Source organism: Achromobacter sp. JCM 18799 (genome assembly GCF_055395645.1).
Genome location: NZ_AP043866.1, coordinates 5,001,398 through 5,028,340 on the forward strand (window position 1 = coordinate 5,001,398; position 26,943 = coordinate 5,028,340).

28 protein-coding genes are annotated in these 26,943 nt (G+C 67.9%); 14 read left to right on the top strand and 14 right to left on the bottom strand.

From position 1 onward, the window contains the following. Positions 1 to 8: 8 nt before the first annotated feature. Entirely contained in the window at positions 9 to 569 is a 561-nt protein-coding gene (locus tag ACZ5YA_RS23580; RefSeq protein WP_419341989.1) for a cob(I)yrinic acid a,c-diamide adenosyltransferase, read from the bottom strand. A gap of 201 nt (positions 570 to 770) precedes the next feature. Here ACZ5YA_RS23580 and ACZ5YA_RS23585 point away from each other — a divergent pair, with 201 nt between their 5' ends. After that, the gene (locus tag ACZ5YA_RS23585) at positions 771 to 1,076 is read left to right on the top strand and encodes a copper-binding protein (RefSeq protein WP_464091309.1); all 306 of its coding nucleotides are present in this window, start codon (positions 771 to 773) and stop codon (positions 1,074 to 1,076) included. 119 nt (positions 1,077 to 1,195) lie between these two features. Here ACZ5YA_RS23585 and hslU read toward each other — a convergent pair whose 3' ends face one another. The 5 genes from hslU to ACZ5YA_RS23610 form a co-directional block, all read right to left on the bottom strand. Beyond that, positions 1,196 to 2,530, bottom strand: a complete 1,335-nt coding sequence (gene hslU, locus ACZ5YA_RS23590; protein ID WP_059374110.1) for an ATP-dependent protease ATPase subunit HslU — start codon at positions 2,528 to 2,530, stop codon at positions 1,196 to 1,198. A gap of 73 nt (positions 2,531 to 2,603) precedes the next feature. Continuing rightward, positions 2,604 to 3,143 carry an ATP-dependent protease subunit HslV gene (gene hslV, locus ACZ5YA_RS23595; RefSeq protein ID WP_013396837.1) on the bottom strand — a complete coding sequence of 180 codons (540 nt, stop codon included), beginning with the start codon at positions 3,141 to 3,143 and terminating at the stop codon, positions 2,604 to 2,606. Between the two features lie 148 nt (positions 3,144 to 3,291). Then, positions 3,292 to 3,756: an RNA polymerase-binding protein DksA gene (gene dksA / locus ACZ5YA_RS23600; RefSeq protein WP_006389752.1), complete on the bottom strand. Its 465-nt coding sequence runs from the start codon at positions 3,754 to 3,756 to the stop codon at positions 3,292 to 3,294. A gap of 126 nt (positions 3,757 to 3,882) precedes the next feature. Then, positions 3,883 to 5,001: a CobW family GTP-binding protein gene (locus ACZ5YA_RS23605; protein WP_054457043.1), complete on the bottom strand. Its 1,119-nt coding sequence runs from the start codon at positions 4,999 to 5,001 to the stop codon at positions 3,883 to 3,885. A gap of 388 nt (positions 5,002 to 5,389) precedes the next feature. Continuing rightward, positions 5,390 to 5,896, bottom strand: coding sequence for a Fur family transcriptional regulator (locus ACZ5YA_RS23610; RefSeq protein ID WP_118933502.1), 507 nt, complete (start codon positions 5,894 to 5,896; stop codon positions 5,390 to 5,392). 330 nt (positions 5,897 to 6,226) lie between these two features. Between ACZ5YA_RS23610 and ACZ5YA_RS23615 the strand changes: the two genes are divergently transcribed. From ACZ5YA_RS23615 to ACZ5YA_RS23635, 5 genes are read left to right on the top strand one after another with little or no spacing between them, the layout of a single operon-like run. Beyond that, the gene (locus ACZ5YA_RS23615; RefSeq protein WP_118933501.1) at positions 6,227 to 6,946 is read left to right on the top strand and encodes a metal ABC transporter ATP-binding protein; all 720 of its coding nucleotides are present in this window, start codon (positions 6,227 to 6,229) and stop codon (positions 6,944 to 6,946) included. After that, positions 6,943 to 7,809, top strand: a complete 867-nt coding sequence (locus tag ACZ5YA_RS23620) for a metal ABC transporter permease (protein ID WP_464091310.1) — start codon at positions 6,943 to 6,945, stop codon at positions 7,807 to 7,809. The genes ACZ5YA_RS23615 and ACZ5YA_RS23620 overlap by 4 nt, the downstream gene beginning before the upstream one ends. A 21-nt stretch (positions 7,810 to 7,830) precedes the next feature. Next, complete coding sequence (locus ACZ5YA_RS23625; RefSeq protein ID WP_464091311.1) at positions 7,831 to 8,799, top strand: metal ABC transporter substrate-binding protein; 969 nt, start codon at positions 7,831 to 7,833, stop codon at positions 8,797 to 8,799. Beyond that, positions 8,760 to 9,443 (top strand): DUF1007 family protein, encoded by a 684-nt coding sequence (locus ACZ5YA_RS23630; RefSeq protein WP_464091312.1) that lies wholly within the window; start codon positions 8,760 to 8,762, stop codon positions 9,441 to 9,443. The genes ACZ5YA_RS23625 and ACZ5YA_RS23630 overlap by 40 nt, the downstream gene beginning before the upstream one ends. Beyond that, positions 9,434 to 10,438, top strand: a complete 1,005-nt coding sequence (locus ACZ5YA_RS23635; protein ID WP_280016619.1) for a nickel/cobalt transporter — start codon at positions 9,434 to 9,436, stop codon at positions 10,436 to 10,438. The genes ACZ5YA_RS23630 and ACZ5YA_RS23635 overlap by 10 nt, the downstream gene beginning before the upstream one ends. Positions 10,439 to 10,496: 58 nt before the next feature. Here the strand turns inward: ACZ5YA_RS23635 and xerC are convergent, their stop codons facing one another. From xerC to ACZ5YA_RS23660, 5 genes are read right to left on the bottom strand one after another with little or no spacing between them, the layout of a single operon-like run. Next, positions 10,497 to 11,492: a tyrosine recombinase XerC gene (gene xerC / locus ACZ5YA_RS23640; protein WP_251878254.1), complete on the bottom strand. Its 996-nt coding sequence runs from the start codon at positions 11,490 to 11,492 to the stop codon at positions 10,497 to 10,499. Positions 11,493 to 11,512: 20 nt separating this feature from the next. Beyond that, entirely contained in the window at positions 11,513 to 12,190 is a 678-nt protein-coding gene (locus ACZ5YA_RS23645; protein ID WP_464091313.1) for a DUF484 family protein, read from the bottom strand. A gap of 3 nt (positions 12,191 to 12,193) precedes the next feature. After that, the gene (dapF, locus tag ACZ5YA_RS23650) at positions 12,194 to 13,105 is read right to left on the bottom strand and encodes a diaminopimelate epimerase (RefSeq protein WP_118933495.1); all 912 of its coding nucleotides are present in this window, start codon (positions 13,103 to 13,105) and stop codon (positions 12,194 to 12,196) included. 39 nt (positions 13,106 to 13,144) lie between these two features. Further along, positions 13,145 to 14,035, bottom strand: coding sequence for a lysophospholipid acyltransferase family protein (locus ACZ5YA_RS23655; RefSeq protein ID WP_251878252.1), 891 nt, complete (start codon positions 14,033 to 14,035; stop codon positions 13,145 to 13,147). Between the two features lie 34 nt (positions 14,036 to 14,069). After that, complete coding sequence (locus ACZ5YA_RS23660) at positions 14,070 to 14,936, bottom strand: lysophospholipid acyltransferase family protein (protein WP_059374122.1); 867 nt, start codon at positions 14,934 to 14,936, stop codon at positions 14,070 to 14,072. Between the two features lie 277 nt (positions 14,937 to 15,213). Between ACZ5YA_RS23660 and metK the strand changes: the two genes are divergently transcribed. Continuing rightward, positions 15,214 to 16,377, top strand: coding sequence for a methionine adenosyltransferase (gene metK, locus ACZ5YA_RS23665; RefSeq protein WP_088143368.1), 1,164 nt, complete (start codon positions 15,214 to 15,216; stop codon positions 16,375 to 16,377). Positions 16,378 to 16,442: 65 nt separating this feature from the next. Here the strand turns inward: metK and ACZ5YA_RS23670 are convergent, their stop codons facing one another. Together ACZ5YA_RS23670 and ACZ5YA_RS23675 are read right to left on the bottom strand one after the other, a co-directional pair. Then, a complete protein-coding gene (locus tag ACZ5YA_RS23670; RefSeq protein WP_280016618.1) occupies positions 16,443 to 17,870 on the bottom strand; it encodes an amidase in 1,428 nt (475 codons plus the stop codon). Between the two features lie 79 nt (positions 17,871 to 17,949). Next, positions 17,950 to 19,266 (bottom strand): MFS transporter, encoded by a 1,317-nt coding sequence (locus tag ACZ5YA_RS23675; protein WP_059374124.1) that lies wholly within the window; start codon positions 19,264 to 19,266, stop codon positions 17,950 to 17,952. 81 nt (positions 19,267 to 19,347) lie between these two features. Here ACZ5YA_RS23675 and ACZ5YA_RS23680 point away from each other — a divergent pair, with 81 nt between their 5' ends. After that, positions 19,348 to 20,352, top strand: a complete 1,005-nt coding sequence (locus tag ACZ5YA_RS23680; RefSeq protein WP_059374125.1) for an Lrp/AsnC family transcriptional regulator — start codon at positions 19,348 to 19,350, stop codon at positions 20,350 to 20,352. Positions 20,353 to 20,386: 34 nt separating this feature from the next. Here the strand turns inward: ACZ5YA_RS23680 and ACZ5YA_RS23685 are convergent, their stop codons facing one another. Beyond that, positions 20,387 to 21,310: a LysR family transcriptional regulator gene (locus ACZ5YA_RS23685; RefSeq protein WP_118933261.1), complete on the bottom strand. Its 924-nt coding sequence runs from the start codon at positions 21,308 to 21,310 to the stop codon at positions 20,387 to 20,389. A gap of 126 nt (positions 21,311 to 21,436) precedes the next feature. Here ACZ5YA_RS23685 and ACZ5YA_RS23690 point away from each other — a divergent pair, with 126 nt between their 5' ends. The 6 genes from ACZ5YA_RS23690 to ACZ5YA_RS23715 all read left to right on the top strand — a co-directional run bounded on the left by ACZ5YA_RS23690 (position 21,437) and on the right by ACZ5YA_RS23715 (position 26,932). Further along, on the top strand, positions 21,437 to 22,414 hold the full coding sequence (locus ACZ5YA_RS23690; RefSeq protein WP_306634582.1) for a tripartite tricarboxylate transporter substrate binding protein: 978 nt from the start codon (positions 21,437 to 21,439) through the stop codon (positions 22,412 to 22,414). 36 nt (positions 22,415 to 22,450) lie between these two features. Further along, positions 22,451 to 23,872: a 3-isopropylmalate dehydratase large subunit gene (gene leuC, locus ACZ5YA_RS23695; RefSeq protein WP_118933259.1), complete on the top strand. Its 1,422-nt coding sequence runs from the start codon at positions 22,451 to 22,453 to the stop codon at positions 23,870 to 23,872. Further along, a complete protein-coding gene (gene leuD, locus ACZ5YA_RS23700; RefSeq protein ID WP_419342011.1) occupies positions 23,869 to 24,516 on the top strand; it encodes a 3-isopropylmalate dehydratase small subunit in 648 nt (215 codons plus the stop codon). Before leuC ends, leuD begins: the two co-directional genes overlap by 4 nt. Continuing rightward, positions 24,513 to 25,403 carry an alpha/beta fold hydrolase gene (locus tag ACZ5YA_RS23705; RefSeq protein WP_464091314.1) on the top strand — a complete coding sequence of 297 codons (891 nt, stop codon included), beginning with the start codon at positions 24,513 to 24,515 and terminating at the stop codon, positions 25,401 to 25,403. Before leuD ends, ACZ5YA_RS23705 begins: the two co-directional genes overlap by 4 nt. Positions 25,404 to 25,510: 107 nt before the next feature. Beyond that, a complete protein-coding gene (locus tag ACZ5YA_RS23710; protein WP_054457003.1) occupies positions 25,511 to 25,747 on the top strand; it encodes a DUF1289 domain-containing protein in 237 nt (78 codons plus the stop codon). A 78-nt stretch (positions 25,748 to 25,825) separates the two neighbouring features. Beyond that, positions 25,826 to 26,932, top strand: a complete 1,107-nt coding sequence (locus ACZ5YA_RS23715; RefSeq protein WP_118933263.1) for a glycosyltransferase family 4 protein — start codon at positions 25,826 to 25,828, stop codon at positions 26,930 to 26,932. The last annotated feature ends 11 nt before the right edge of the window (positions 26,933 to 26,943 follow it).

The following is a 26,943-nucleotide window of genomic DNA, read 5'->3' on the forward strand; positions in this document are numbered from 1 at the left end:
CTCATGAGTTACGTGGTCTTACGCGCATTGGGGCCGGCCCAGAACACATCAGCCGTTCCCCGTGCGCGATTAATGCAGCGCGCCAGGACAAAGAGCAGATCCGACAGCCGGTTCAAGTATTGCCGCACCGGCGGGTGCACCAGATCGACCCGCGCCAGTGCCACCACGGCCCGTTCTGCCCGGCGGCAGACCGTGCGCGCCACATGCGCCTGCGCCGAACCGCGCGAACCGCCGGGCAGGATGAATTCGCGCAGAGGCGGCAAGGCCGCGTTGTAGTGGGCCAGGCGCGCGTCCAGGCGGGCGATGTGCTCGTCCGTCAGGGCGGTGTGACCGGGGATGCAAAGTTCCGCGCCCATGTCGAAAAGGTCATGCTGGATGGCCAGCAGATCCGCGGATATCTCGGCGGGCAGATCCTCGGTCAGCAATACGCCGATTACGCTGTTCAGTTCGTCGACGTCGCCGATGGCCGCGATGCGCGGGGCGTCCTTGGGCGTGCGGGATCCGTCCCCCAGACCCGTGGTGCCGTCGTCTCCCGTGCGGGTGGCGATGACGGATAAGCGGTTGGCCATGGGAGCTCCTGAAATGAGTGACGAAAGGTAGGGGTTTTGCGTCCAGCCATGTATCGGGGCGGCGCGGCCCGCGTATTCCGCAATCAACTGTCAGAATTGTTGCGTCAGGGCGGGGGAACTGTTGCACGAGGGCGGTATCCTAGCACTATGGAAAGCGGGGACGCCGGTTCCGCGCTTTTCCTGCAATCGGAGGATATCTGCATGATTTTTGACCGCAAGTATGCAATGCCCATGGCCGCCGCGGCGACGGTGGCCGTCGTCACGCTGGCCGCGCCGCTGGCGTTCGCGCAGCAGGCCGAGGCCAGCGGGGAAGTGCGGCGGGTGGATCCGGCCGGCGGCAAGGTCACGATCAAGCATGACGCCATCAAGGCGCTGGACCTGCCCGCGATGACGCTGGTCTATGAAGCCGATCCGGCGCTGCTGGCCAAGATCAAGGCGGGTGACAAGGTGCGCTTCACGGCGGTCCGCAAGGACGGCAAGTACATCGTGACCGCGATCAGCAACTAGCGTTCCGGGTAGGCGCCGCGTCCAGGCCGGGCCTGCCGCCCGGCAAAAGAAAACGCCGTCCGCAGCGCCAGGCTGCGGACGGCGTTTTGCTGGCGGCGCGCAAGGCGCGGCCGCGGGGACTACAGCACGTAGCGCGCCAGGTCCTGGCTGCTGGCGGCTTCCGCCAGTTGCGCGTTGACGTAGGCGGCGTCGATCTTGACGTTCTTGTCGCTGCTGGCGGTGGCGTCGAAGGACAGCTCGTCCAGCAGTTTCTCCATCACCGTGTACAGGCGGCGCGCGCCGATGTTCTCGGTGGTTTCGTTGACTTCGAAGGCCAGCTCCGCCAGGCGGCGCACGCCTTCTTCGGTGAACTCCAGCTGCAGGTCCTCGGTCGCCATCAGCGCCGTGTACTGCTTGGTCAGCGAGGCATCCGTGTCGGACAGGATGCGCACGAAGTCCTCGGCGGTCAGCGATTCCAGTTCGACGCGGATCGGGAAACGGCCCTGCAGTTCAGGGATCAGGTCCGAGGGGCGCGACAGGTGGAAGGCGCCGGACGCGATGAACAGGATGTGGTCGGTGCGGACCATGCCGTAGCGCGTGTTGACGGTGGTGCCTTCGACCAGCGGCAGCAGGTCGCGCTGCACGCCCTGGCGCGAGACGTCCGCGCCGCCAGATTCCTGGCGGGCCGCGATCTTGTCGATTTCGTCCAGGAAGACGATGCCGTTCTGCTCGACGTTGTTGATCGCCACGGTGCGCAGGTCTTCTTCGTTGACGCGCTTGGCGGCTTCTTCGTCGACGATCAGCTTGAAGGCTTCGCGCACCTTCATCTTCTTGGGCTTCTTCTTGTCGCGCGCCATGCCGGCGAACATGCCGCGCAGCTGTTCGGCCATTTCTTCCATGCCGGGGGGCGTCATGACGTCCATCTGCGGCACGGCCTGGGCAACTTCGATCTCGATTTCGAGGTCGTCGATCTTGCCTTCGCGCAGGCGCTTGCGGAAGGTCTGGCGGGCGCTGTTGTCCTCGCCGCGTTCCGGTTCGCCGGAGGCGCCGCGCGGGGGCGGCACCAGGGCGTCCAGGATGCGGTCTTCGGCGGCGTCTTCCGCTTGCGTGCGCACGCGGCGCATTTCCAGTTCGCGGGTCTGCTTGATGGAGTATTCGGTCAGGTCGCGGATGATGGTGTCGACGTCGCGGCCCACGTAGCCCACTTCGGTGAACTTGGTGGCTTCGATCTTGATGAAGGGCGCGTTGGCCAGCTTGGCCAGGCGGCGCGCGATTTCGGTCTTGCCCACGCCGGTGGGGCCGATCATGAGGATGTTCTTGGGGTGGATCTCGTGGCGCAGGGGTTCGGCGACCTGCTGGCGGCGCCAGCGGTTACGCAGCGCCACGGCCACGGCGCGCTTGGCGCGGTTCTGGCCGACGATGTACTTGTCGAGTTCGGAGACGATCTCTCCGGGCGTCATGTTGGATGCGGACATGAGGGCGGATCCTTGAAGCTAGGGCAGGCTGGGGTGGCGGCCGCGGCGCGACGGGCGCGCCGCGTGGCGGGCGTCAGTCGCCCAGCGTTTCGATGACGTGGTTCTGGTTGGTGTAGATGCAGAGGTCGCCGGCGATTTCCAGCGATTGCTTGACGACGGCTTCCGGCGAAAGCTCGGTGTTGCGCAGCAGCGCCAGGGCGGCCGACTGGGCGTAGGCGCCGCCGGAGCCGATGGCGGCCAGGCCGTGTTCCGGTTCGAGCACGTCGCCGTTGCCGGTCAGCACCAGCGTGTGCTCGGCGTCGGCCACGATCAGCATGGCTTCCAGGCGGCGCAGGACGCGGTCGGTGCGCCAGTCGCGGGTCAGTTCGACCGCGGCGCGCATCAGGTTGCCCTGGTGTTTTTCCAGCTTGGCCTCGAAGCGCTCCTGCAGGGTGAACGCGTCGGCGGTGGCGCCGGCAAAGCCGGCCAGAATCTTGTCGTGGTACAGGCGGCGGATCTTGCGGGCGGTGCCCTTGATGACGATGTTGCCCAGGGTGACCTGGCCATCGCCGCCCAGTGCGACGCGGTTGCCGCGGCGCACGCACACGATGGTGGTGGCGTGAAATTGTTCCATGCGTTCCTTCCTATGAAGGGATTAGCTGGGGGCGGTTGCGGGGAAATCAAGGCAGGACGCTTGCGTCCCCTTTGCGTGCCGGCCAAAGAAAAAGGCCATGCTGGAAACCAGCATAGCCTTTCAGCGTAGGGCCTGAATACGGGACGGATCAGTCGCCGTAGAGCTTCTGGCGCATCTCGCGGCGTTCCTGCGCTTCGAGCGACAGGGTGGCCGTGGGGCGGGCCAAGAGGCGCGGGATGCCGATGGGTTCGCCGGTTTCCTCACACCAGCCGTATTCGCCGCTGTCGATGCGGGCGATGGACTGTTGCACTTTCTTCAGCAGCTTGCGCTCGCGGTCGCGGGTGCGCAGCTCCAGGGCGTGTTCTTCCTCGATCGTGGCGCGGTCGGCGGGATCGGGCACGAACTGCGTTTCGCGCAGGTGCTCGGTGGTTTCGCCGGCGTTGGCCAGGATGTCCTGCTCGAGTTGTTTGAGCCGTTCCTTGAAGAACGCCAGTTGGCGTTCGTTCATATAGTCGGACTCGGGCATGGCCAGCAATTCCTTCTCGCTGGGCAGATCAATCGCCGTATCGCTCGTCGACTTGCTTGATTTCTTGGTTGCTGCCTTGGTAGCCATGAAAACACTCCACTATGAATCGATCCTGGCGCGGGCGTTCATTCCCGGTCCGTATTACTTGTTGCCTACGCTATTCGTACCTCACAGTACTGCCTTCGTCGCATCACGTCACGTCAGGAAGGGGGATTACCCCGCCAGGCACTGCTCCAAGCCCCGGGTGAAAATCTCCTGGGGCAGCTTACGGCCGATGAAAACCATCTTGGTGGACGGTTTTTCGGCTGCGGTCCACGGCTTGCCGGGTTCGGCGCCCATCATCATGTGCACACCCTGGAACAACATGCGGCGGTTGATGCCCTTCATGTACAGGATGCCCTTGTAGCGCATCAGGTCGGGGCCATAGACCTGCACCACGCCGCCCAGGAATTCCTCAAGGCGCGCGGGATCGAACGGCTTGTTGGAACGGAACACGAACGCGCCGATTTCGTCGTCGTGCTGGTGGTGGTGATGATGGTGGGCATGATTGCAATGCGCCCCGCAGTCGCCTTCGTGATCATGGTCGTGATCGTGGCCATGGTCATGTCCATGGTCGTGATCGTGGCCGTGGTCATGGGCGGCGTCGGGGTGCTCATCGGCCAGGAAATCCGGGTCGATGTCCAGAATGGAATTCAGGTTGAAGCCGCTGATGTCGATGATGGACTTCAGGTCGACTTCGCCGAAGTTGACCGGGGTGATCGGCGCGCGCGGGTTCATGTGAACCAGGCGGTGGCGCAGCGCTTCGTAGTCGACTTCGTTGACCAGGTCGCGCTTGGAGATCAGGATGCGGTCGGCGAAACCGACCTGCTTCTGGGCTTCGGGTTGGGCGTCGAGGGTGGCCATGCCGTGCTTGGCGTCGACCACCGTAACCACCGCGTCCAGGCGGTAGTACTCGGCAATGTCGTCATCCATGAAGAACGTCTGGCACACGGGGCCGGGGTTGGCCATGCCGGTCGTTTCGATGATGACGCGTTCGAAAGACAGTTCGCCGGCTTCGCGCTTGGCGCGCAGTTCGCCCAGCGTGCGCATCAGGTCGCCGCGCACCGTGCAGCAGACGCAGCCGTTGGACAGCTCGATGATTTCTTCGTCGCGGTCCTGCACCAGCAGGTCGTTGTCGATGCTTTCCGGCCCGAACTCGTTTTCGATGACCGCCACGCGGCGGCCATGGTATTCGGTCAGGATGCGTTTGAGCAGGGTGGTCTTGCCCGCACCGAGAAAGCCGGTGAGGATGGTGACGGGAACCATTTTGTCCAAACTGCGCGGGGTGTTCATGGCGAAGCTGCTAGCGTGAAGTCAAGGCGTTAAACAGGAACTCTCGGCGGGGATCGCAACCCTGTCTTGCAACGCCGTCTTGCGACGTTTGGACGGGGTTTCCCAGTCTTTGCCGGAGGATGTTTGCCGCAGGCTGCGTGGGCCGCCTGCAGCGGCCGGACGCAGGATTACAGCACAGTCGGGGGCAGGGGGCAAACCCAGGGTCAACCCTGGGGCCGTAGCCATCCAGATGGCGTCCGTACGCCGTCAAGTATCGGGCGATACCACTATTTGGGGGCGGTTTGCCCGATTTCAAGAGCGCGATGCGCGCATCCGGATGAAACGTTCTGCGCGGGCTTGCATCCGATGGCGGAGAGCGGCGGGCGGGGCTGCCTGCCGGCACTAGTTCTTAATGATGGTGGTGGCCGTGGCCGGCGTCCGCGGCGGGTTGCTTCTGCTGGCACTGGGGGCACAGCGCGCGGATTTCGGTTTCGTGCGTGGCCAGGGCATAGCCGGTCTGGGCGACTCGTTCGGCCAGTTGGCGGCTCATGGCGGGGTCGGACACTTCCGCGACCGCGCCGCAGCCCGTACAGACGACCAGCAGGTCGTGGGGCGCGCCGCCCGCGTCGTGGCAGGCGCTCCAGGCGTTGACGGCGTCCAGGCGGTGGATCAGGCCCTCGTCCATCAGGAAGTCCAGGGCGCGGTAAACGGTGGGGGGCGCGGCGCCCGGATGCACGGCGCGCATCGCATCCAGCAATTCATAGGCCTTCAGGCTGCGGCCGTGGCGCAGCAGCAGTTCCAGCACCTTGCGGCGGATGGGGGTAAGGCGGCGCCCGCGCTGCTCGCACAGCGCTTCGGCGACGCTGAGCTGGGCGCCGACGGTATCGCTGCGAGGGGGGCGGGACGGTGCGGACATGGCTGGCTTTATCTCTATGGAAAACGCGCGCGATGCGCGCGAGATGCCTGGAAGGTAGCAGAAAACCTCCAGATGCGGGCGAACGCCGTGGAATCAAGCCGTTTGGTTATGATATAACATAATAAAACTGGCTGTAGCCGCTATTCGCCTCCGCATTCTTTCCATGTCCCATTTCACGCTTTTGCCCCGGCGGCCCGAAGCCGCACCGCGGCAAGCTCCCCCGCCGCGTTCCGCCTTCCTGGTCTCCGCCTGGCGCCGCATGGCCGCCGCCCTAGCTGCCGCGGCCGCCTTGTGGGCCTTGACCGGGTGGGCGCTGGATTGGTGGGCGCGATGAACGCGCCGGTCACCATCGAACTGGCCGACGCGTCCTTTGGCTGGCATGGGCACGCCGCGCTCAAGTCGGTATCGGGGTGTTTCGCCGCGGGCGGCATGACCGCCGTGGTCGGTCCCAACGGCGCGGGCAAGTCCACCCTGATCAAGGGCATCATGGGCGTGCTGCGTCCCATGGCCGGCAGCGTGCGCATCGGCGGCGCGGGCCGTTCGGAGTTGGCCTGGCTGCCCCAGGCCGCCGAACTCGACCGTTCGTTCCCGGTGTCGGTGCTGGATCTGGTGGCCATGGGCGCCTGGCGCCGAGTGGGGGGATGGCGCCGGTATGCGAACCAGGAGCTCGAGCGCTGCATGGACGCGCTGGAGACCGTGGGCATGGCCGACGCGGCCGGACGCGGCGTGGACGCGCTGTCGGGCGGGCAGATGCAGCGCGCGCTGTTCGCGCGGATGCTGGTGCAGGATGCGCCCGTACTGTTGCTGGACGAACCCTTTGCCGCCGTGGACAGCCACACGGCTGACGACCTGATGGCCCTGCTTTGCGGCCTGCACGGCCAGGGCCGCACCGTGATCGCGGTGCTGCATGACCTGGATCTGGTGCGCGACCATTTCCCCGAATGCCTGCTCCTGTCCGGTTCGGTGGTGGCGTGGGGGGACACCGAGCACACGCTGAACGACGCGCATCTGAAGCGGGCGCGGCAGTGGTTGGCGGAGGCTCGCGCATGAGCCTGGCGCAATGGGTCGTGTCGCCCTTCCTGGACTATGGCTTCATGCGGCGTGCGCTGGCCGGCGCCTGCGCCCTGTCGCTGGGCGCCGCGCCGCTGGGCGTGTTCCTGGTGCTGCGGCGCATGAGCCTGATGGGCGATGCCATGTCGCACGCCATCCTGCCCGGCGTGGCGGCGGGCTTTCTGCTGGCCGGTCTGTCGCTGGGCGCGATGATGCTGGGCGGCATCGTCACCGGGCTGGCCGTGGCGCTGCTGGCAGGACTGGTGGCACGCATGACGCCGCTGCGCGAGGACGCCAGTTTTGCCGCCTTCTATTTGATATCGCTGGGGCTGGGCGTGCTGCTGGTGTCGCTGCGCGGCTCCAATATGGATCTGCTGCATGTGCTGTTCGGCACGGTGCTGGGGCTGGACGACGCGGCATTGCTGCTGGTGACGGCGACGGCCAGCGTGACTCTCTTGGCGCTGGCGGCGATCTACCGGCTGCTGGTGGCCGAATGCCTGGATCCGGGTTTCCTGCGCGCCAGCGGCGGCGGTGGGGGCTGGGTCCACATGGCGTTCCTGGTGCTGGTGGTGGTGAACCTGGTGGCGGGCTTTCAGGTGCTGGGCACGTTGATGGTGGTCGGCATCATGATGTTGCCGGCCGCCGCCGCGCGCTTCTGGGTCCGCTCCGCCGCCCGCCAGGTTCCGCTGGCCGCGGGCCTGGGCGTGGCGGCGTCCACGGCCGGTCTGCTCATTTCGTACCACTTCAACGTGCCGGCCTCGCCCACCATCATCCTGGCGGCCGGCGCCTGCTATCTGTTTTCCATCGTAGGCGGCCCGCAAGGCGGGCTGCTGCCGGCGCGGCGCCGCATGCGCCGCGCCTGACTCATCCAAAGGAGATACGCCATGCGTTTCCATTCCCTGGCGCGCCGCCGCGCGCTGCTCGCCACGGCCGGCCTGTGCCTGTCGGCGCTGTTCGGAACCGCGCATGCCGCCGAGCCGTTGAAGGCCGTGGCCAGCTTTTCGATCCTGGGCGATATCGTGCGGGAAGTGGGCGGCGCCGACGTCAGCGTGGCCACGCTGGTGGGGCCCGATGGGGACGCGCACGAATATGAGCCGACGCCGGGCGACGCGAAGAAGCTCGCAGCGGCGCGCGTGCTGTTCGTCAACGGCCTGGATTTCGAGACCTGGATGCCGCGCCTGGCGAAGGCGTCGGGCTTTGCCGGCGCCACCGTGGTCGCGTCCCAGGGCGTGAAGACGCGCACGTTCGCGGGCGGCGGGCATGATGATGGCCACGACCACGACCACGACCACGACCACGACCACGACCATGGTCATCATCACAGCGGCGCCGATCCGCACGCATGGCAGAACCTGGCCAATGGCGTCATCTACGCTCGCAATGTGGCCGAAGGCCTGGCCGCTGCCGATCCCGCGCATGCCGACGCCTACCGCCAGCGCGCGCAAGCCTATATCGCGCGCCTGCAGGCGCTGGACGCGCAGGTCCGCAAGACCTTCGCCGCGATTCCGGCCGAGCGCCGCAAGATCGTGACCTCTCACGATGCCTTCGGCTATTTCGGCGATGCCTACGGCGTGGCGTTCATTCCCGCGATGGGCGTGTCCACGGATGCGGAACCCGCCGCGGGCCAGGTGGCGCGCATCATCGAACAGGTCAAGCGCGAGCGCGTGCCGGCGGTATTCGTGGAGAACATCAGCAGCCCCAAGCTGGTCCAGCAGATCTCGCGCGAAACCGGCGCCAAGGTGGGTGGTACGCTGTATTCCGACGCCCTGTCCAAGCCCGGACAGCCCGGCGCCACCTACCTGGAAATGTTTGAATGGAACGCACGTCAGCTCGCCGCGGCCATGCAGCCCTGACCGCGGCGGCGATGCTGCTGGCGGCGGGCGCCGCCAGCGCACACCCGCATATGTGGATCGATGCCCGCGCGGCGATCGATATCGATGGACAGCAGCGCATCACGGCGCTGAGGCAGGTCTGGCTGTTTGACGAGATGTTCGGCGCCTACGCCACGCAGGGATTGAAGAAGGGCAAGGACGGTTCGCTGTCGCCCGAGATCCTGCAGGGCATGGCGCGCGATTGGATGCAGGCGCTGGGCGAGCCGATCTCGCACTACTTCACCCGCGTCACCGTGGACGGCAAGACCTCGGCTTTCGCAGCCCCGCAAGATGCGCGCGTCGACTGGAATCCGAAGACCACGCGGCTGACGCTGTCCTTCACCTTGCCGCTGGCCACGCCCGTGGCGCCGGGTGCAGGCGGCGCGCAGGTGGACATCTACGATCCCACCTATTTCGTGGCCTACGCCTTCGATCAAAGCGGCGCGGTATCGCTGGACGGGCAAGGCGCCAAGACCTGCAAGTCCGCCTACCGCAAGCCCAAGGAACTGGATTGGAAAACCATGCAGCAATTGGCCGCGATCCCGGCCGACCCGGACGCCTTGCCGGACGAGTTATTCGCGATCACCAAGGGGTTGACGCACCGCATCGAGGTGCGATGCGAGTAGTGCTCGCGCTGCTGGCCGTGCTGCTGCTGGGCGGCGCGGCTGCGGCCGCGGCCCAAGGCGCGCATCCCTTCGGCGTGCCGGAGGGCGGAGCGAGCGTGGGCGGGCCGGGCTGGCTGGCCGGCTTCTTTGGCCAGGTGTCGGTCTGGCAAAGCCATTTCTACCGGCAGCTGACGGGCGCCGTTCGCGCCTGGCAGGCCGAGGGCGGCGCGGCCTGGGCCTTGATCGGGCTGTCTTTCGCCTACGGCGTATTCCATGCGCTGGGGCCGGGGCATGGCAAGGCGGTGATCTCTTCCTATGTGCTGGCCAACCGCCAGACCGCACGCAACGGCGCGTTGCTGGCGCTGGCGTCCGCGCTGATCCAGGCGTTGGTGGCGATCGCGCTGGTGGCGGTGCTGGCGCTGATCTTCAACGCCACCGCGGCCACGATGAACAACGCGACGCGCTGGCTGGAACTTGGCTCGTATGCGCTGGTGACCTTGTTGGGCATGTGGCTGGTGTGGGTCAAGGCGATCCGTCCGCTGTTGCGGACCCGCGCAGGGCCAGCGCCCGCGGAATCGATGCTTGATCACGGCCATGGGCATGAGCACTCTCACCATCAGCACCACGATCACGATTGCGGCTGTGGCCACGCACATGTGGCTGCGCCCGCACAGGTGTCGGGTCCGCTGAATTGGCGCCGTGCGGCTACGGCCATCCTGGCCGTGGGCTTGCGCCCGTGCAGCGGCGCGTTGATCGTGCTGGTGTTCGCCCTGGCGCAGGGTTTCTTCCTGGCCGGCGTGGCCTCGGCCTTGGCGATGGGTCTGGGTACCGGGCTGACGGTGGCGGCGCTGGCGTGCCTCGCGGTCGCGGCGGGCGGCGCGGCCACGCGCATCGGCAGCCGCCTGTCCAGCGCCGGCGCGGCGCGCCTGCGCTACGGCGTGGAAGCGCTGGCGGCACTGGCGGTGCTGTTGCTGGGCGTGATGCTGCTGGGCGGCGTGATCGCGGGTGGCGGCTAGGAAGCGGCCGTGCGAATTCGCGCAGCCGTTCCCGCGGAACGCGCGGGGCCCGCGGCGTTCAGGATTTGCGTCCGGCCCGAGGATGCGCCTGATCGTAGGCGCGGGCCAGATGCTGGAAATCCAGCCGGGTGTAGATCTGCGTGGTCGAGATGTTGGCGTGGCCCAGCATTTCCTGCACGGCGCGCAGGTCCTGCGCGGATTGCAGCACGTGGCTGGCGAAGCTGTGGCGCAGCACGTGCGGGTGCACATGCGTGGGCACGCCGGCCTGCTGCGCGATGCGCGCCAGTTGCAGCTGCACCACGCGCGGCGAAATCCGGCGGCCGCGCGCGCCCAGGAACAGTGCGGCCGCGTCCTCGGGTTGCGCCGTGAAGGGCGCGAGCTGCGGGCGCGCCGCGATCCATTTGCGCAGGGCCGCCAGCGCGGCCTGGCCCACGGGCACCGAGCGGCGCTTGCCGCCCTTGCCCAGGACGATGACTTCGGCCTCTTCCAGGCTCAGCCAGCCGCGCGATTCGTAATTGCCGGAACGTTCATAGCGCAGGTCCAGCCCGACCAGCTCCGACAGCCGCAGGCCGCTGGAATAGAGCAGTTCGAACATGGCCTGGTCGCGCAACGCGGCCGGTTCGTTCGCCACTTGTGCGGGTGCGCGGTCCAGCAGGGCCTGGGTCTGTTCCACGGACAGGGCCTTGGGCAGGCCGCGCGGCGCCTTGGGGGCGCGCACGCCGGCCACGGGATTGCCAGCCAGTTCGATGGCCGGCGCCCACCATTGATAGAAGCCGCGCCACGCCGCCAGGGTGCGCGCCAGGCTGCGTGGCCCGCGGCCCTGGGCGTGCAGGCGCGCCACGAACTGGCGGATGTGGCCGTTGCCGATCTTGTCCAGCGGCAGCTTGGCCTGGTCGGCAAGCTCGCGCAGGAAATGCAGTTCGCGGCGATAACCGTCCAGCGTGTGGGGCGAGTAGCGCCGGTTGGTTTCCAGATGGCGCAGCCAGGCGCTCATGGCGTCCGGCAGGGGAGTTTCGGGCGGGGCCGCGTCTTGCGCTTGCGTGGTTTTCGCCATGGCGTCCGCCCGTGTCGGTGCTAGGCCTTGGGCGAGGCCGGATTCAGGCGATGCAGCGTCGCCGAAGCCAGCTGGCCGATGGATTCCAGGAAGGTCGTGCCCATTTCAGGCGTGAAGCGCTCGGCGTCGTCCGAACCCAGCACCAGCAGGCCGACGGCGGGACCGTTGGCTTCCAGGCGCAGCGGCACCAGCGCCAGGGACTTGGGCTTGGCATCCAGCCAGCCGGCCGCTTCGAATTCGGTGTCGGCGCCGCAGTACGGCGTCTTCAGGCTGTCGGTAAAGGTGCGTACGTCTTGCGTGACGGGTTCGCCGTAGCCGGTCGCCGGCAGTTCCGACAGATCCCACAGGCGCAGCGCCACGTGGTTCAGCTCGAACTGTTCGGCCAGTCCCAGGGCGATCTCGCCCGGCACATGCTGCGGATCGCATTCGGACAGCAGACGGCAGCACCATTTGGCCACATGCGTGCCGATGCTTTCATTGGCGGTGGCGTTGCGCACGAGTTCGTTCAGGCGCCATTCGAGTTCGCGGTTGCGCTCGCGCAGCGTCAGGATCTGGCGTTCGCCCAGCGAAATGGCGCGCGAACCGTGCGGATGCGGCACCTGCAACGTGGCGAAGACGTCTGCGTGATCGTCGAAGAAGCCAGGGTTCTCTTGCAGGAAATCAGCGACGTCCTGAGCGGTAATAGCGGTATCAGTCATGGCTTATCGGTTCAGCCCCATGGAGAAGACGAGCTTGTCGATATCGACCTGCCCCGTGAAGACGGACTCGGCTGGGCCGGTCATGCGTAATTGCTCGCCGTTCCAGGCGACGGTCAGCACGCCGCCGCGCGCTTGCACGCGCACCGGCGAGTCCAGCAGGCCGCGGCGAATGCCTGCCGCGACGGCGGCGCAGGCGCCCGTGCCGCAAGCCAGGGTTTCGCCGGCGCCGCGTTCGAACACGCGCAGGCGGATGTTGTTGCGGTCGACGATCTGCATGAAGCCGGCGTTGACGCGGCGCGGGAAGCGCGGATGGGTTTCGATCAGCGGGCCGAGCACGGCTACCGGCGCGGTGTCGACGTCGTCCACCACCTGCACGGCGTGCGGATTGGAAATCGCCACGGCGGATAGCGCGACCGTGCGCGGCAGGCCGGCGGGCGCGTCCAGTTCCAGTTCCCACAGCGTGTCCTGGCCTTCGATGCGCGAGGAGAGGCCGGCGGTGTCGAACGGAAGCGCGGCGGGCTCGAAACGCGTGCTGCCCATGTCGACGGTGACTTGTTCGTCGTCGCCTTGGTCCAGCACCAGGATGCCGGTGGCGATTTCGGCGCGCAGCGGATTGCGGTCGGACAGGCCCTGCTCATGCACGAAGCGCACGAAGCAGCGCGCGCCGTTGCCGCAGTGCTCGACCTCGCTGCCGTCGGAATTGAAAATGCGGTAGCGGAAATCGGCGTCGGGCCGGGTCGCGGGCTCGACCAGGAGGATCTGGTCGGCGCCTATGCCGAAATGGCGGTCGCCCAAGGCGCGGGCGCGCTCGGGCGTCATTTCGATGGTCTGGCGGACCCCGTCGAGCACGACGAAATCGTTGCCCGCGCCATGCATTTTGGTGAAGTTCCAGTTCATCACTGGATTATCGCCCATATTGGGGCGCGAGCGGCGCGAGCGGCGCGGGCCGCGGACTCAGTAGAGTTTGGGTTCGCCCGGCGGACGGGTCTTGAAGCGGCGATGGACCCAGTAGTACTGGCTGGGGCAGCGGCGCACCCAGGATTCCAGCTCGCGGTTCAGACGCGCGGTGGCGTCTTCCAGCGAGTCGGTTCCGGGGAAGTCGGCCAGCGGCGGCAGCACTTCGACGTGGTAGCGGCCGGTATCCGGGTTCCAGAAGTCCAGGATGGGCAGCACGGCGGCATCCCATTTTTTGGCCAGTTGGGCGGTGGCGAGCAATGTCGCCGCCGGCACGCCGAAGAACGGCGCGAAGGTGGCGCCCTGGCGGCCGAAGTCCATGTCCGGCAGGTAGTAGACGGGACGGCGCTCGCGCAGGTGGCGGATCAGGTCGCGCACGCCGTCCTTGCGGCTGACCAGGAACACTTCGTTGAAGCGCTTGCGGCCGGCGGCGACGATGGCGTCGACCTGAGGATCGCTTTGCGGCGTGTACATGGTGGCGCCGCTGGGCACCTCCATGGTGAGCCGCGTCGCGGCAGCGTCCAGCCCGATGAAATGGGGCGCCAGCAGGATCACCGGGCGGCCCTGGGCAGTCAGTTCGTTGATGCGGTCAGCGCCAGTTTGCGTGACCATCTCCTTGATGGCCTCGGGCGTGCCGTACCAGAGCACGCCGCGGTCGACGATGGACTGCGCCAGTGCGCGGAAGTGGTCCGCGACCCACTGTTCGCGCACGTGTTCGGGCTGGTCGGGAAAGCACAGTTCCAGATTGCGGCGCACGATACGCGTGCGCGACTTGGCCAGCCGCGGCGCCAGCCAGCCCAGGGTTGCGCCGATGCGCTGCCGGGTCGACGGCTTGATGCGGCCGAACCATTTCATCAGGGATACCAGCGCGCGCGTTTTGAAATCAGTCATGGTGGGAAATAGGGAGCGGACGGGGCGCGGCGGTTCAGCTGGCCGAAGCAGGAGTGTCGGCGGCGGGGGCCGGCGGGGCGCCACGCGGCGTCTTGTAGCGGTTGTAGCTCCAGAGGTATTGCTCCGGACAGCGGCGGATCAGCGTTTCCATGGCGGCGTTGAGCAACGCGGCCTGCTCGGCGGCATCGGCGGGCAGCGGTTCGGGCACGCGGACATAGTGGATGCGCCAGCCCCGGCCTCCCGGCAGCCGTTCGCCAGCGGTCAGGATGATGGGCACGCCCGTTTGCGTGGCCAGCTTGCCGGGCAGCGTCATGGTGTAGGCCATGCGCCCGAAGAACGGCGCCCAGACGCCGTCGCCCACGCTGGGCGCCTGGTCGGGCAGCATGCCGACGGATTCGCCGCGGCGCAGGGCGCGCACGAATTCGCGCACCCCCTGCATGGTGGCCGGCACGGCATTGACGGCCGAGGTATTGCGCGCGGTTTCCAGCAGCGGGGCCAGGATGTCCTTGCGCGGCGGCCGGAACATGACGGTCATGGGCATCTGGCGGGCCAGGTAGCGCGCGGTGATCTCGAAGCAGCCCAGGTGCGGCGTCAGGAACAGGATGCCGCGGTTCTCGGCGCGGGCCGCGCTGACCACGTCGTTGTCGTCCGAGATCACCTGAGCCAGGCTTTGTTCATTGCGGAACCAGACGCGCGGGCTCTCCAGGATCATGGCGCCGATTTCGCCCGCCGCGCGCCGCGCGAACGCCGGATCGGGGTAGCCGGCCTGGGCCGCGTTGGCCTGCAGCCGCCGGCGGTACTTGCCCGGCCAGGCGTAGATCGCGCGCCCGGCCAGCCGCCCCACGGCGTGCGCGACGGAAAGGGGCAGGGCGGCGAATGATCTGAACAGGAAGAGCAGCATGCGGCAGAAAAATGGGACGGACAGAAAGTGCGCCTGGGGCCGGGATATATGCATACGTCCCCCAGCTTTGGCGGCAGAACCGCATTTTCGCTTAAAATAGCGCAGTCGCCGAGTTAACCGACAACTTGCGGGGCGACGGCAAGGGTACAGCGCTTTGCGCGCCTCTTGCCAAATCCGCTAAAGCGTCGCGCCCAGATTTGCGTATGTCATGCGGTCAGGGGTGCAACGCGCCTCGTGAACCTATGCGCCGGCAATGCCGGCCACCAAGGACGCATCTGTGGCCAACAACGACTTTCTCTTTACTTCCGAATCCGTCTCCGAAGGGCACCCCGACAAGGTTGCCGACCAGATCTCCGACTCGATCCTGGACGCGATCTTCACGCAGGACCCGAATGCGCGCGTCGCAGCCGAGACCCTCTGCAACACCGGTCTGGTAGTGCTGGCTGGCGAAATCACCACCACCGCCAACGTCGACTACATCCAGGTCGCGCGCGACACGATCCGCCGCATCGGTTACGACAACACCGAATACGGCATCGACTACAAAGGCTGCGCGGTGCTGGTCGCCTACGACAAGCAGTCGCCGGACATTGCCCAGGGCGTGGACCGCAGCTCTGAAGACTATCTGAACCAGGGCGCGGGCGACCAAGGCCTGATGTTCGGCTATGCCTGCGACGAAACTCCCGATCTGATGCCCGCTCCGATCTGGTACGCGCACCGCCTGGTGCAGCGCCAGAGCGAGCTGCGCAAGGACGGCCGCCTGCCGTGGCTGCGTCCCGACGCCAAGTCGCAAGTGACGTTCCGCTATATCGACGGCCGCCCGGCGGAAGTCGACACGGTGGTGCTGTCGACCCAGCACGCACCCGAGGTTTCGCAAGAAACCATCCGCGAAGCGGTGATCGAAGACATCATCAAGCCCAGCTTCCCCGAAGGCCTGATCACGCCGCAAACGAAGTTCCTGGTCAACCCGACCGGCCGCTTCGTCATCGGCGGCCCGCAAGGCGATTGCGGCCTGACCGGCCGCAAGATCATCGTCGATACCTACGGCGGCGCTTGCCCGCACGGCGGCGGCGCGTTCTCGGGCAAGGATCCGTCCAAGGTCGACCGTTCGGCCGCCTACGCGGCCCGCTACGTGGCCAAGAACATCGTGGCCGCCGGCCTGGCGCGCCAGTGCCAGGTGCAGGTCAGCTACGCCATCGGCGTGGCCGAGCCCATCAACATCACCGTCTACACGGAAGGCACGGGCGTCATCCCCGACGACCAGATCGCCAAGCTGGTGCGCGAGCACTTCGACCTGCGTCCGAAGGGCATCGTCAACATGCTGGACCTGCTGCGTCCGATCTACGCCAAGACCGCCGCCTATGGCCACTTCGGCCGTTCCGAGCCGGAATTCTCGTGGGAAGCCACGGACAAGGTCCAGGCGCTGAAGAAGGGCGCGTAAGCCTTCCCGGCGCTTGAACAAGAAAGCCCCCGCAGTGCGGGGGCTTTTTCATTGCGGCAGCGACCTTACAGCCCCCAGCCTGACAAATCCGGCCGGCGCAGCGCCGGCGCCAGCACCGGCTCCAGCGCCGCGGCGCAATCCAGCATTGCGGCGTCGCCGCCTGCCGGCGCCAGCAACTGCACCGCCATGGGCATGCCTTCGGCATCGAAGCCCACGGGCAGCGAGATGGCGGCCGCGCCCAGGAAGTTGGCGGGGCGCAGCAGCTTGCCCAACCCGGCGTGGCGCGTATCGTCGGCGTCCAGCGCTTGCGCGGCCTGGTCGCAGGCGGGCATCAGCAGGGCGTCCAGGCCTTGCATGGCTTGCGCGAATGCGGCCATGTCGGCGGCGCGGCGTTGCAGCGCGGCTTCATAGTCGGCCTGCGCGATGCGGCCGCCGGCCGCGATGCGCTTGCGCACCACGTCCCACAGCGGCGTGGCCGGGTCTTCGGCCAACGCGCCGTAGTAGCGGTAGGCCTCGTAGGCCAGCACCACGGAGTTGTCGTCGGCCATGCGGGCAAAGGACAGCGCCGCGGGCGGATGCCAGGGCGTGGGCGTGTAGCCGGCGCGCGCCAGGTTTTCCTCGGCCTCGCGCCAGGCGCGCAGGCCGGCCTCGGCCAAGGGGGCGGGCCAGGCCTCGGGCGCCAGCACGGCCACCGGACCCGGGCCGCGCGCGGCGGGCTGGCGCAAGGCGGCGATGGCGCTTGCGGGAAAGTCCAGCGTGGCCGCGTCGCCGATGTCGGGGCCGGCCAGCAGTTGGGTCAGCAGGCGGGCGTCGGCCACGGTGCGCGTGATCGGACCCAGCACGTCCAGCGTATCCGACAAGGGCAGACAGCCGGTGCGGCTGATGACGCCGGTGGACGGCTTGTAGCCCACCAGGCCGTTGAGCGCCGCGGGCGCGCGCACCGAGCCGCCGGTGTCGCCGCCCAGCGCCAGCGGCGCCAGGCCGGCGGCCACGGCCACGCCCGCGCCGCTGGACGAGCCGCCCGGCGCGCGCGCGGTCTGCGCGTCCCAGGGGTTGCGCGCGGTGCCTTGGGTGGGGTTCTGGCCCGACAGGCCGAAGGCGAATTCGGTCATGCGGGTCTTGCCCAGCACCACCATGCCTTGCGCAGCCAGCTGTTGCAGCGGGACCGCCGTGACGTCGCTGATCCGGCCCTGCAGGGCGAGCGAACCCAGACAGACGCTGACGCCCTCCCATTGCACGCTGTCCTTCACCGCCACGGGCACGCCGTGCAGGGGACCCAGCAGAATGCCCGCGGCCAGCAGGCGGTCGGCGGCGTCGGCCTGGGCCAGCGCGCGCTCGGCCGTGACTTCGCTGTAGGCGGCCAGCGCGGGGGCGCGCTCGATACGGTCCAGGAAGTGGGTGGTGACCTGGCGCGAACTCAGTTCGCGCCGGCGGATGGCGCCGGCCAGGGCCTGGGCGTCTTGGAAGTGCAGGGCGGTGTCTAGTGCTGGCATGGGTCTCATCGGAAAAGAAAAAGCTTTCCGGTCCCGCGGGAACCGGAAAGCGCTGGTGCGTGACGTTCGTTCTCTCTGCTTACTTCAGGCTCTGGCCCTTGGTTTCCGGCATGCGGATGAAGGTGATCAGGGTGATCACGGCGCCCGCCAGCACGTAGTAGAAGAACCAGCGCTCCATGCCCTTGCTCTGCAGCCAGGTCAGCAGGTAGGGCGTGGTGCCGCCCAGCAAGGCGACGACCAGGTTGTACGGCGTACCGATGCCGACGGCGCGCACGCTGGTGGGGAACTGTTCGGACATGATGGCCGGCGCGATCGAGGTGTACATGGCATACAGCACCAGGCCGAACAGCTCCACCGCCAGGATCGAACCGAACGACGGGCCCAGCGTGGTCATCAGCGGGTAGAAGAACACCAGGTAGCCGGCGGCGAAGAAGATCAACTGAGGCTTGCGGCCGATGCGGTCGGACAGGATGCCGAACAGCGGCTGCACCAGCATGAATACGATCAGCGCGACGGTGTTTGCGGCGAACGCGGTCTTCGGGTCGGCATGCACCTGGCGGATGGCGTAGGTGGGTACGTAGGCCACGAAGATGTAGAACGCGAACGTGGTCAGGATGGAAAAGCCCACGATGCGCAGCACTTCACGCGGGTGGTCGCGCAGCAGGGTGCGCAGCGGCTGCTTTTCGACGCCGGCCTTCTTGGCGTGCGAGAACGCTTCGGTTTCCGGGATGGAGCGGCGGATCCACATGCCAGCCAGGCCGCCCAAGGCGCCCAGGAAGAACGGGATGCGCCAACCCCATGCGGCCATCTCGGCCTTGGTCAAGGTCGAGGTCAGCACCCAGCCGATGGCCGAGGCGGCCAGGATGCCCACGGCGGCGCTGAAGAACACGAAGCTGGAGTAAAAGCCGCGCTTGTTGGGCGGCGCCATTTCCGCCAGGAAGGTCGTGGCCGAGGCATACTCTCCGCCCAGCGACAGGCCTTGCAAGAGGCGCGCAGCGGTCAGCAGCAGCGGAGCGGCCAGGCCGATGGAGGCGTAGGTGGGGGTGACGGCGATGATCAGCGAGCCGCCGGCCATCATCAGGATGGTCAGGCCCAGCGCGGCCTTGCGGCCGTAGCGGTCGGAGAAGATGCCCAGCAGCCAGCCGCCCACCGGGCGCATGAAGAAGCCCACGGCGAAAATGCCGAAGGTCGCCAGCAGGGCCGTGGTTTCGTTGCCTTCGGGGAAGAACTGGCTGGAGAAGAAGATGGCGAAGGACGCGTAGATGGTCCAGTCGAACCATTCGACGGCATTGCCTACACTACCGGCCAGAATGGTGCGCGAGCGGGAGACGGGCGCGGTGCCGGCCGAGGCGGCTGCCCCCTGCGGCTTGCGCAGGGGCGCTGATGTGCTGCTCATGAAAACCTCAAATAAGAATTTATTTTTGGTCAAAAAGACCGTTTAATTTTGTGTTTTTATCAATGCGCGAAAGTTAAATTAATGAATATGGACACGTCAAGTAAGGGTAAGCCCCTAGCTCCGGGGCTGGACGACACCGATCTCGCCTGTCTCATCGCGCTGCAGGCGGACCCCCGCGCATCCTGGCGCGAGCTGGGCGCCGCCACCGGCATCCCCGAGCGCACCGTCGCGCGGCGCATCAAGCGCCTGATGGATGCCGACGCCCTGCGTGTCATCGCCGAACCCGATCCCTTGGCTACCGGCCGCGGCGTGGTGCTGCACGCCTGGGTGCGCTGCCGGTCGGGCCGCGTGCCGGAGGTGGCGGACCAGCTGGCGCGGCTGGACCTGAGCCAGCTGGTGGTCACGCTGGCCGGTTCGGCCGATCTGATGGCCGAGCTGACGCTGGCGGACGCCGCCGACATGCCGGACGTGGTGACGCGCGTGCTGCCGTCCATCGACGGGGTGGAGCACGTGGAGGCGCGGCTGGTGCTGCGGCCGTTCCGCCGCGCCGGCCAGTGGCGTATCCAGGCCCAGCCCGATGGGGCGGCGGCCGAGCCCGCCGCGGCGCAGCCGCCCGCGGCATTGACGGACGCTGAACAGCGCATGGTGGCCTACCTGATGCGTGATGGCCGCGCCAGCCTGGCGGAACTGGCCGAGCATGCCGGAGTCAGCGAGCCCACCGCGCAGCGTCTCTTGCACAACATGGTGGAGCGTCGCGCGCTGAGTTTCCGCGTGGAAGTGGAGCCGGCGCTGGTCGGCTTTCCGGTGGAGGCGGTGATTTCGGTGCAGGTGCGCCCGCAAGCCGTGGACGCGCTGGCCGCGCATCTGGCGCTGGACCCCAACACCCGCTGCCTGTTCGGCACCAGCGGCGCATCGCAGCTGTTCTGGCACGTGCTGTGCCGCGACAGCCTGCATCTGTGGGATGTCGTGACGCGCCGCCTGGGCGAGCTGGACGGCGTGTTGAACAGCGAAGTCGGCGTGGTGATGCGGGCGCACAAGCGTTGCGGCATCGTGCGCGCCGGCGGGCGGCTGGGGGCGGACGCGTAGCATCGCGGCCGCGCCGGAGCGGGACGCGACCGGTTCACCAGACCGCGTCGTCCGAACCTGGTGCGCGCAGATGCCGGGCAAAGCGCTGCGACAGGAACTCCACGAAGGCGATTGTCTTGGCCGGCAGGTTCAGGCGTTCGGGATACAGCGCATGGATGTCCGCGGGCGGCGTGCGCCAGTCGGCCAGCACCGCGCGCAGACGGCCGGCGCGCAGATGCTCGGCCGTTTCCCATTCCGAACGCATGACGATGCCGTGGCCGTCCAGCGCCCATTCCAGGGCGCTTTGCCCATCGTTGGAGCTGAGCGGGCCGCGCACTTTCACGGTCTCCGCGCGTTGGCCCGATTCCAGCCGCCAGGTGCCATAGGCCACGTCGTTCTCGCGCACCACGATGCAGCGGTGGCGTTGCAGGTCGCCCGGCGCGCGCGGCTCGCCATGGATTTCCAGGTAGCGCGGCGACGCGCACAGCAGCCGCCGGTTGGACGCGATCTTGCGCGCGGTCAGGCGCGCATCGGGCAGGTCGCCAAAGCGCACCGCCACGTCGAAGCCTTCTTCGATCAGGTTCAGCGGCCTGTCGGTCAGGCGCATCTGGACTTCCACTTCCGGGTACTGGCGGGCGAAGTCCGACACCGCGGGCACGATGTGGGCGCGGCCAAAGCCGAATGTGGCATTCAGCCGCAGCAGCCCCTGGGGACGGGCGCGGGCGCTCGATACGGAACGTTCCAGCGCTTCCAGGTCCGTCAGGATGCGTGCGCCTTCTGCCAGATAAAGCTCGCCTTCCTGCGTGACGCTGACCCGGCGGGTGGTGCGGTTCAGCAGCCGCACACCCAGGCGCTGCTCCAGCTTGGCCAGGCGCGTACTGACCGCGGGCGGGGTCAGGCCCAGTTCGCGGGCGGCGGCGGACAGGTTGCCGTGCTTGACCACCAGCGAGAAGAAGGCGAGATCGGAAAGGGCGTCCATGCGCTTATTTATAAACTTAATTTAATAAAGCTTTATCTGGAGAAGTAATTATAAGAACCGGACCGGCTTATACACTGGCCTCACCACTAAAGAGCCGCCTGGCGCGGCCAACCGAGGAGACCAGGAATGAAGATCAACAAAGCTGCCGGCGTTCTATGCGCGGCCATTGCCGCATCCTGTTGGACCCAGCCGGCCGCCGCCGACGCCTTTCCCCAGCGCGCCGTGACGCTCATCGTGCCGTTCGCGCCCGGCGGCAGCGTGGACATCGCCGCACGCCTGATTTCGGATGCCTGGGGCCGCGCCCTGGGGCAGAGTGTGGTGGTGGAGAACCGCGCCGGCGCTTCCGGCAACATCGGCATGGCCGCGGTGGCGCGCGCCGAGCCCAACGGCTACACGCTGGCCGTCAACACCATGTCGCTGGCGATCAACCCGGCGTTGTTCCAGAACATGCCGTTCGACACGACCAAGGACCTGCGTTCGGTCGGCACGATAGGGACGTCGCAGCACGTGCTGACGGTGACCAACCAGTTGCCCGTGGCCAATGTGAGCGAGTTGCTGGCCTATGTGCGCGCGCGGCCCGCCAACGACCTGAGCTTCGGTTCGGCAGGCACGGGCAGCACCTTCCACATGGCCGCGGAACTGTTCAAGTCGGTGTCCAAGACCCAGATCCTGCACGTGCCTTACAAGGGCGGCGGCCCCGCCATGGTGGACACCATCAGCGGCCAGGTGCAGATGAGCTTTCCGGTGCTGTCCGCGGCCAAGCCGCAGGTCGACGGCAAGAAGCTCAAGGCGCTGGGCGTGACCGGCACCACGCGTTCGCCGCTCTTGCCCGACGTGCCCACCATCGCCGAGTCCGGGCTGCCCGGCTACGAGTTCAACACCTGGTTCGTCATCAGCGCGCCCGCGGGCACGCCGCAAGCCGTGATCGACACGCTGAACGCCAAGCTCGAACAGGCCTTGCGTTCGCCCGAGCTGGCGCAGCGCATGGGCCGCGAAGGCTTCGATCCGCTGATTTCCACGCCCGCCAAGACCGACGCGATGGTGGCCGCCGAGATGACGCGCTGGGCCGGCATCGTCAAGGACGCCGGCATCCAGGCCAACTGATCGGGCCGCAAGACCCAACTACGAAGGACGCAAGACATGCCCGGCAAGACGCTGTACGACAAACTGGTGGCCAGCCATGAGGTGGCCCGGATCGACGACGAGCACATCCTGCTTTACGTCGACCTGCACATCATGAACGAATACACCAGCCCGCAGGCCTTCAGCGGCCTGGCCGCGCGCGGGCGCGGCGTGCTGCGTCCCGGGCAGCAGATGGCGGTGGTGGACCACATCATCCCCACGCATCCGGTGCCGGCGGCGCTGCGTGTGATCGCCGACGACGCCTCGTCGCGCCAGGCGCTCAACCTCAAGCGCAACTGCGACGCGCAGGGCATCGCGTTGTTCGACACCACCGATCCGCTGCAAGGGATCGAGCACGTGATCGCGCCTGAGCATGGCATGGTGCTGCCGGGCATGGTGGTGCTGTGCGGCGACAGCCACACCACCACCTACGGCGCGCTGGGCGCGCTGGGCTTCGGCATCGGCACGTCCGAGGTCGAACACATATTGGCCACGCAGACGCTGGCGTACCGGGTGGCGCGCAACATGCGCATCCGCGTCGACGGCGCGCTGCCGGCCGGTGTCACCGCCAAGGACCTGGTGATCTGCGTCGTGCACCGCATCGGCGCGCAAGGCGCGCGCGGGCATGCGGTGGAGTTCTGCGGCGAGGCCATCGCCGCGCTGTCCGCCGAGGCCCGCATGACCTTGTGCAACATGACGGTGGAAGCCGGCGCCCGCGCCGCGCTGATCGCGCCGGACGCCACCACCGAGGCCTACATCGCCGCGCATGCGCCCGAACTGCAAGGCGAGGCGCTGGCGCAGGCGCGCGCCCATTGGGCCACGCTGCGCTCGGACGAGGACGCCGCGTTCGACGCCGAGCATGTGCTGGATGCCGCCGCGATCGCGCCCTTCGTCACCTGGGGCACCAGCCCGGACCAGGCCATGCCGGTGGACGGCGTGGTGCCGGACCCGCAGGCCGAGCCCGACGCGCTGGCCCGCCTGGCGCTGGAGAAGGCCATGGACTACATCGGCCTCGCGCCGGGCACGCCGATAGCCGGCGTGCCGATAGACCGCGTGTTCATCGGCTCCTGCACCAACGGACGCATCGAGGATCTGCGCGCGGCGGCAGCCGTGTTGCGCGGCCGCAAGGTGGCGGCCGGCGTGCGGGCCATGGTGGTGCCCGGATCGGGCGCGGTGCGCGCGCAGGCCGAGGCCGAGGGCATCGCGGCGCAACTGATCGAGGCCGGCTTCGAATGGCGCCAGCCCGGCTGTTCCATGTGCCTGGCCATGAATGACGACGTGCTCAGCCCGGGCGAGCGCTGCGCCTCCACCACCAACCGCAATTTCGAAGGCCGGCAGGGGCGCGCGGGCCGCACGCACCTGATGTCTCCGGCCATGGCCGCCGCCGCCGCGCTGGCCGGCCGCATCGTCGACGTCCGCGTCTGGGAGCAACACGCATGACCGCAATCATCGAGGGCGTCGCCGCGCCGCTGCCTTTTTCCAATCTGGACACCGACCAGATCATGCCCAAGCAGTTCCTGCGCATCATCGACAAGGCAGGGCTGGACCGTGGCCTGCTGCATGACCTGCGCTTTGACGCGGGCGGCGCGCCCAGGCCCGATTTCGTGTTGAACCAGCCCGCCTACGCCGGCGCGTCCATCGTGGTGGCGGGGCCGAACTTCGGCTGCGGCTCCAGCCGCGAGCATGCGGTGTGGGGCTTGCAGCAGTTCGGCATCCGCGCGGTGATCGCGCCCAGCTTCGGCGAGATCTTCTACTTCAATGCGGTGAACAACGGCCTGCTGCTGATCAGCCTGGCGCCGGCCGAGATCGACGCCTTGCTTGCCAGGGTGTCCAATACGGCCTCCAACCGCGTCGGCATCGATGTGGCGGCCGGGCGCGTCACCGCCATGGACGGCTGGACGGCGGCGTTCACGCTGCCTGAACGGCACCGCCGCATGTACGCGCAGGGGCAGGACATGGTGGGCGCATCATTGCAGCGGCTGGACGAGGTGGAACGTTTCGAGGCCGGCCATTGGGCGCGGCATCCCTGGATGAAAGATCTGGCGCGCCGTGTGCGCGACCGCCTGAACCAAGAGGCCATATGACCGCATTCTTCGACCTGCCCGTGCGCCGCATCGCGGCCAACGGCATCGACATCGCAGCCCGCGTCGACGGCGCTGGCCCGCCGCTGCTGCTGCTGCATGGCCATCCCCAGACGCACGCCATCTGGCACCGCGTCTGGCCGGAACTGACGCGCCACCGCACGTGCGTGGCGGCGGACCTGCGCGGCTACGGCGATAGCGACAAGCCGGCCGCGTCGCCGGACCACGCGGCCTATTCCAAGCGGGCGATGGCGGCCGACATGATCGATTTGATGCGCGCCCTGGGCCACCAGCGCTTCGAGGTGCTGGCGCACGACCGCGGCGCGCGCGTGGCGCACCGGCTGGCGCTGGACCATCCCGCCGCCGTCAGCCGCATGATGCTGCTGGACATCGCGCCCACGCTGGACATGTATGAAGGCACCACGCGCGCCTTCGCCCAGGCCTATTACCACTGGTTCTGGCTGATCCAGCCGGCGCCGCTGCCCGAAACCATGATCGAGCGCGACCCGGTGTTCTACCTGCGTTCCGTGATGGGCGGACGGCCCGGCGGACTGGCGCACTTTTCCGCCGAGGCCATGGCCGAGTACGAACGCGCGGCGCAACTGCCCGGCTGGGCCACGGGCATCTGCGAGGACTACCGCGCTTCCGCCACGCTGGACCTGGAGCACGACCGCGCCGGCCGGGAGGCCGGCGAACGCCTGCGCCTGCCATTGCGTGCGCTGTGGGGCGAGCGCGGCGCCGTGGGCCGCAACTTCGACGTGCTGGCGCTATGGCGCGCGATCGCGGACGACGTATCCGGCGGTCCGTTGCCGGGCGCGCACTATCTGGCGGAAGAATGTCCGGACGCGCTGCTGGCGCAGGCCAGGGAGTTTTTCGGCTGGCGCGAATAGAGAGGGCTGCCCGCGTGTAGCACCGTGCGCGCGGGCAGGTATTCAAGTCCGGGCGGGGCATAGGGCCATCCAAAAGGGGACGCACTCCGGGTGTTAACCTACGCCCGATGAATCAGCACCACGTCGACCTCTCCAAACTCCCCGACGCCGAAGACGCGCAACGCGCCTTCAAGGCTTCGGATTCGCCCTGCGTGGCCGTCTGCTCCACGTTGTTTGACGACATTTGCCGCGGCTGCGGCCGCACCGCCATGGAAGTCGCCAACTGGGTGTTCATGACGGAAGAGGAAAAGCGCGAAGTCTGGGTGCGCATCACGGCGCAAGGGTATCCGCGCCGCAACAATTAGCCGGCGGCCGCGCAGGCCGTCTTGGGCATGTCACATGGCGCGGGCTAAATCGCGCTATTGCCCACTTCCGGCTCCATCATGCGCATCGTCCTGGTCACGGATGCCTGGCATCCGCAAGTCAATGGCGTCGTCCGCACCTGGACGACCATGCAGCAGATCCTTGGAGAATGGGGCCACGAGCTGATCGTGGTGAACCCGCAGGGCAGCCGCACCGTGCCGGCGCCCTCCGAGCCCGACCTGCGGCTGTGTCTGCAGCCCGGCCGGCAATTGCGCCGCATCCTGGGCGATATCGTGCCCGACGCCCTGCACATCGCCACCGAAGGCCCGCTGGGCCTGGCCGCGCGCCGTATGGCGCTGGCGCGGGGCTGGCGCTTCACGACGTCGTTCCACACCATGTTCCCGGACTACCTGCAGGCGCGCATGGGCATCCCGGCGGCCTTGCCCTGGCGTTATCTGCGCTGGTTCCACCGGCCCTCGCAACGGGTGCTGGTGCCTACGCCCACGGTGCGAGACGTGCTGGCGCGGCGCGGCCTGGGGAACCTGCAAATCTGGTCGCGCGGGGTGGACCCGCGCAAGTTCCAGCCGGGGGCAGGCCAGGCCTTCCCGGACCTGCCCCGTCCCGTATTCCTGAGCGTGGGCCGCGTGGCGCGCGAGAAGAATCTGGACGCCTTCCTGTCGCTGGACCTGCCGGGCAGCAAGGTGGTGGTGGGGGCGGGGCCGGATGAGGCGCGGCTGAAGAAGCGCTTTCCCGGCGCGATTTTCCTGGGCATGCGGCACGACGAAGCGCTGCCGGCGCTCTACGGGTCGGCCGACGCCTTCGTCTTCCCCAGCCTGACTGACACCTTTGGCCTGGTCATGCTGGAGGCCATGGCCTGCGGCACGCCGGTGGCCGCTTTCCGCAGCGAAGCGCCGCTGGCGGTGGTGACCCAGGGCGTCACCGGTTTCCTGGACGAAGACCTGGCCCATGCCTGCCGCTCGGCCTTGTCGCTGGACCGCCATGCGGTGCGCGAACACGCCCTGACGCGCAGCTGGGACTCGGTGGCCGCGACCCTGCTGGCTGCACTGGTGCCGCTGGACGGGAGCGCCCGCGGCGCGGAGCATGCGCAGGCGTCGTGCGTGCCCGAAGGGGCCGTGCTTGCGCGGCGGCCTGGCGGCGAAATGCCCGCCAGGGAGCCAGGGGTTTGATCCTTGGCGGA

Coding starts and splice junctions, on each gene's coding strand:
- ACZ5YA_RS23580 (WP_419341989.1), bottom strand. CDS start 569: ATGGCCAACCGCTTATCCGTCATCGCCACCCGCACGGGAGACGACGGC.
- ACZ5YA_RS23585 (WP_464091309.1), top strand. CDS start 771: ATGATTTTTGACCGCAAGTATGCAATGCCCATGGCCGCCGCGGCGACG.
- hslU (WP_059374110.1), bottom strand. CDS start 2,530: ATGTCCGCATCCAACATGACGCCCGGAGAGATCGTCTCCGAACTCGAC.
- hslV (WP_013396837.1), bottom strand. CDS start 3,143: ATGGAACAATTTCACGCCACCACCATCGTGTGCGTGCGCCGCGGCAAC.
- dksA (WP_006389752.1), bottom strand. CDS start 3,756: ATGGCTACCAAGGCAGCAACCAAGAAATCAAGCAAGTCGACGAGCGAT.
- ACZ5YA_RS23605 (WP_054457043.1), bottom strand. CDS start 5,001: ATGAACACCCCGCGCAGTTTGGACAAAATGGTTCCCGTCACCATCCTC.
- ACZ5YA_RS23610 (WP_118933502.1), bottom strand. CDS start 5,896: ATGTCCGCACCGTCCCGCCCCCCTCGCAGCGATACCGTCGGCGCCCAG.
- ACZ5YA_RS23615 (WP_118933501.1), top strand. CDS start 6,227: ATGAACGCGCCGGTCACCATCGAACTGGCCGACGCGTCCTTTGGCTGG.
- ACZ5YA_RS23620 (WP_464091310.1), top strand. CDS start 6,943: ATGAGCCTGGCGCAATGGGTCGTGTCGCCCTTCCTGGACTATGGCTTC.
- ACZ5YA_RS23625 (WP_464091311.1), top strand. CDS start 7,831: ATGCGTTTCCATTCCCTGGCGCGCCGCCGCGCGCTGCTCGCCACGGCC.
- ACZ5YA_RS23630 (WP_464091312.1), top strand. CDS start 8,760: ATGGAACGCACGTCAGCTCGCCGCGGCCATGCAGCCCTGACCGCGGCG.
- ACZ5YA_RS23635 (WP_280016619.1), top strand. CDS start 9,434: ATGCGAGTAGTGCTCGCGCTGCTGGCCGTGCTGCTGCTGGGCGGCGCG.
- xerC (WP_251878254.1), bottom strand. CDS start 11,492: ATGGCGAAAACCACGCAAGCGCAAGACGCGGCCCCGCCCGAAACTCCC.
- ACZ5YA_RS23645 (WP_464091313.1), bottom strand. CDS start 12,190: ATGACTGATACCGCTATTACCGCTCAGGACGTCGCTGATTTCCTGCAA.
- dapF (WP_118933495.1), bottom strand. CDS start 13,105: ATGGGCGATAATCCAGTGATGAACTGGAACTTCACCAAAATGCATGGC.
- ACZ5YA_RS23655 (WP_251878252.1), bottom strand. CDS start 14,035: ATGACTGATTTCAAAACGCGCGCGCTGGTATCCCTGATGAAATGGTTC.
- ACZ5YA_RS23660 (WP_059374122.1), bottom strand. CDS start 14,936: ATGCTGCTCTTCCTGTTCAGATCATTCGCCGCCCTGCCCCTTTCCGTC.
- ACZ5YA_RS23670 (WP_280016618.1), bottom strand. CDS start 17,870: ATGCCAGCACTAGACACCGCCCTGCACTTCCAAGACGCCCAGGCCCTG.
- ACZ5YA_RS23675 (WP_059374124.1), bottom strand. CDS start 19,266: ATGAGCAGCACATCAGCGCCCCTGCGCAAGCCGCAGGGGGCAGCCGCC.
- ACZ5YA_RS23680 (WP_059374125.1), top strand. CDS start 19,348: ATGAATATGGACACGTCAAGTAAGGGTAAGCCCCTAGCTCCGGGGCTG.
- ACZ5YA_RS23685 (WP_118933261.1), bottom strand. CDS start 21,310: ATGGACGCCCTTTCCGATCTCGCCTTCTTCTCGCTGGTGGTCAAGCAC.
- ACZ5YA_RS23690 (WP_306634582.1), top strand. CDS start 21,437: ATGAAGATCAACAAAGCTGCCGGCGTTCTATGCGCGGCCATTGCCGCA.
- leuC (WP_118933259.1), top strand. CDS start 22,451: ATGCCCGGCAAGACGCTGTACGACAAACTGGTGGCCAGCCATGAGGTG.
- leuD (WP_419342011.1), top strand. CDS start 23,869: ATGACCGCAATCATCGAGGGCGTCGCCGCGCCGCTGCCTTTTTCCAAT.
- ACZ5YA_RS23705 (WP_464091314.1), top strand. CDS start 24,513: ATGACCGCATTCTTCGACCTGCCCGTGCGCCGCATCGCGGCCAACGGC.
- ACZ5YA_RS23710 (WP_054457003.1), top strand. CDS start 25,511: ATGAATCAGCACCACGTCGACCTCTCCAAACTCCCCGACGCCGAAGAC.
- ACZ5YA_RS23715 (WP_118933263.1), top strand. CDS start 25,826: ATGCGCATCGTCCTGGTCACGGATGCCTGGCATCCGCAAGTCAATGGC.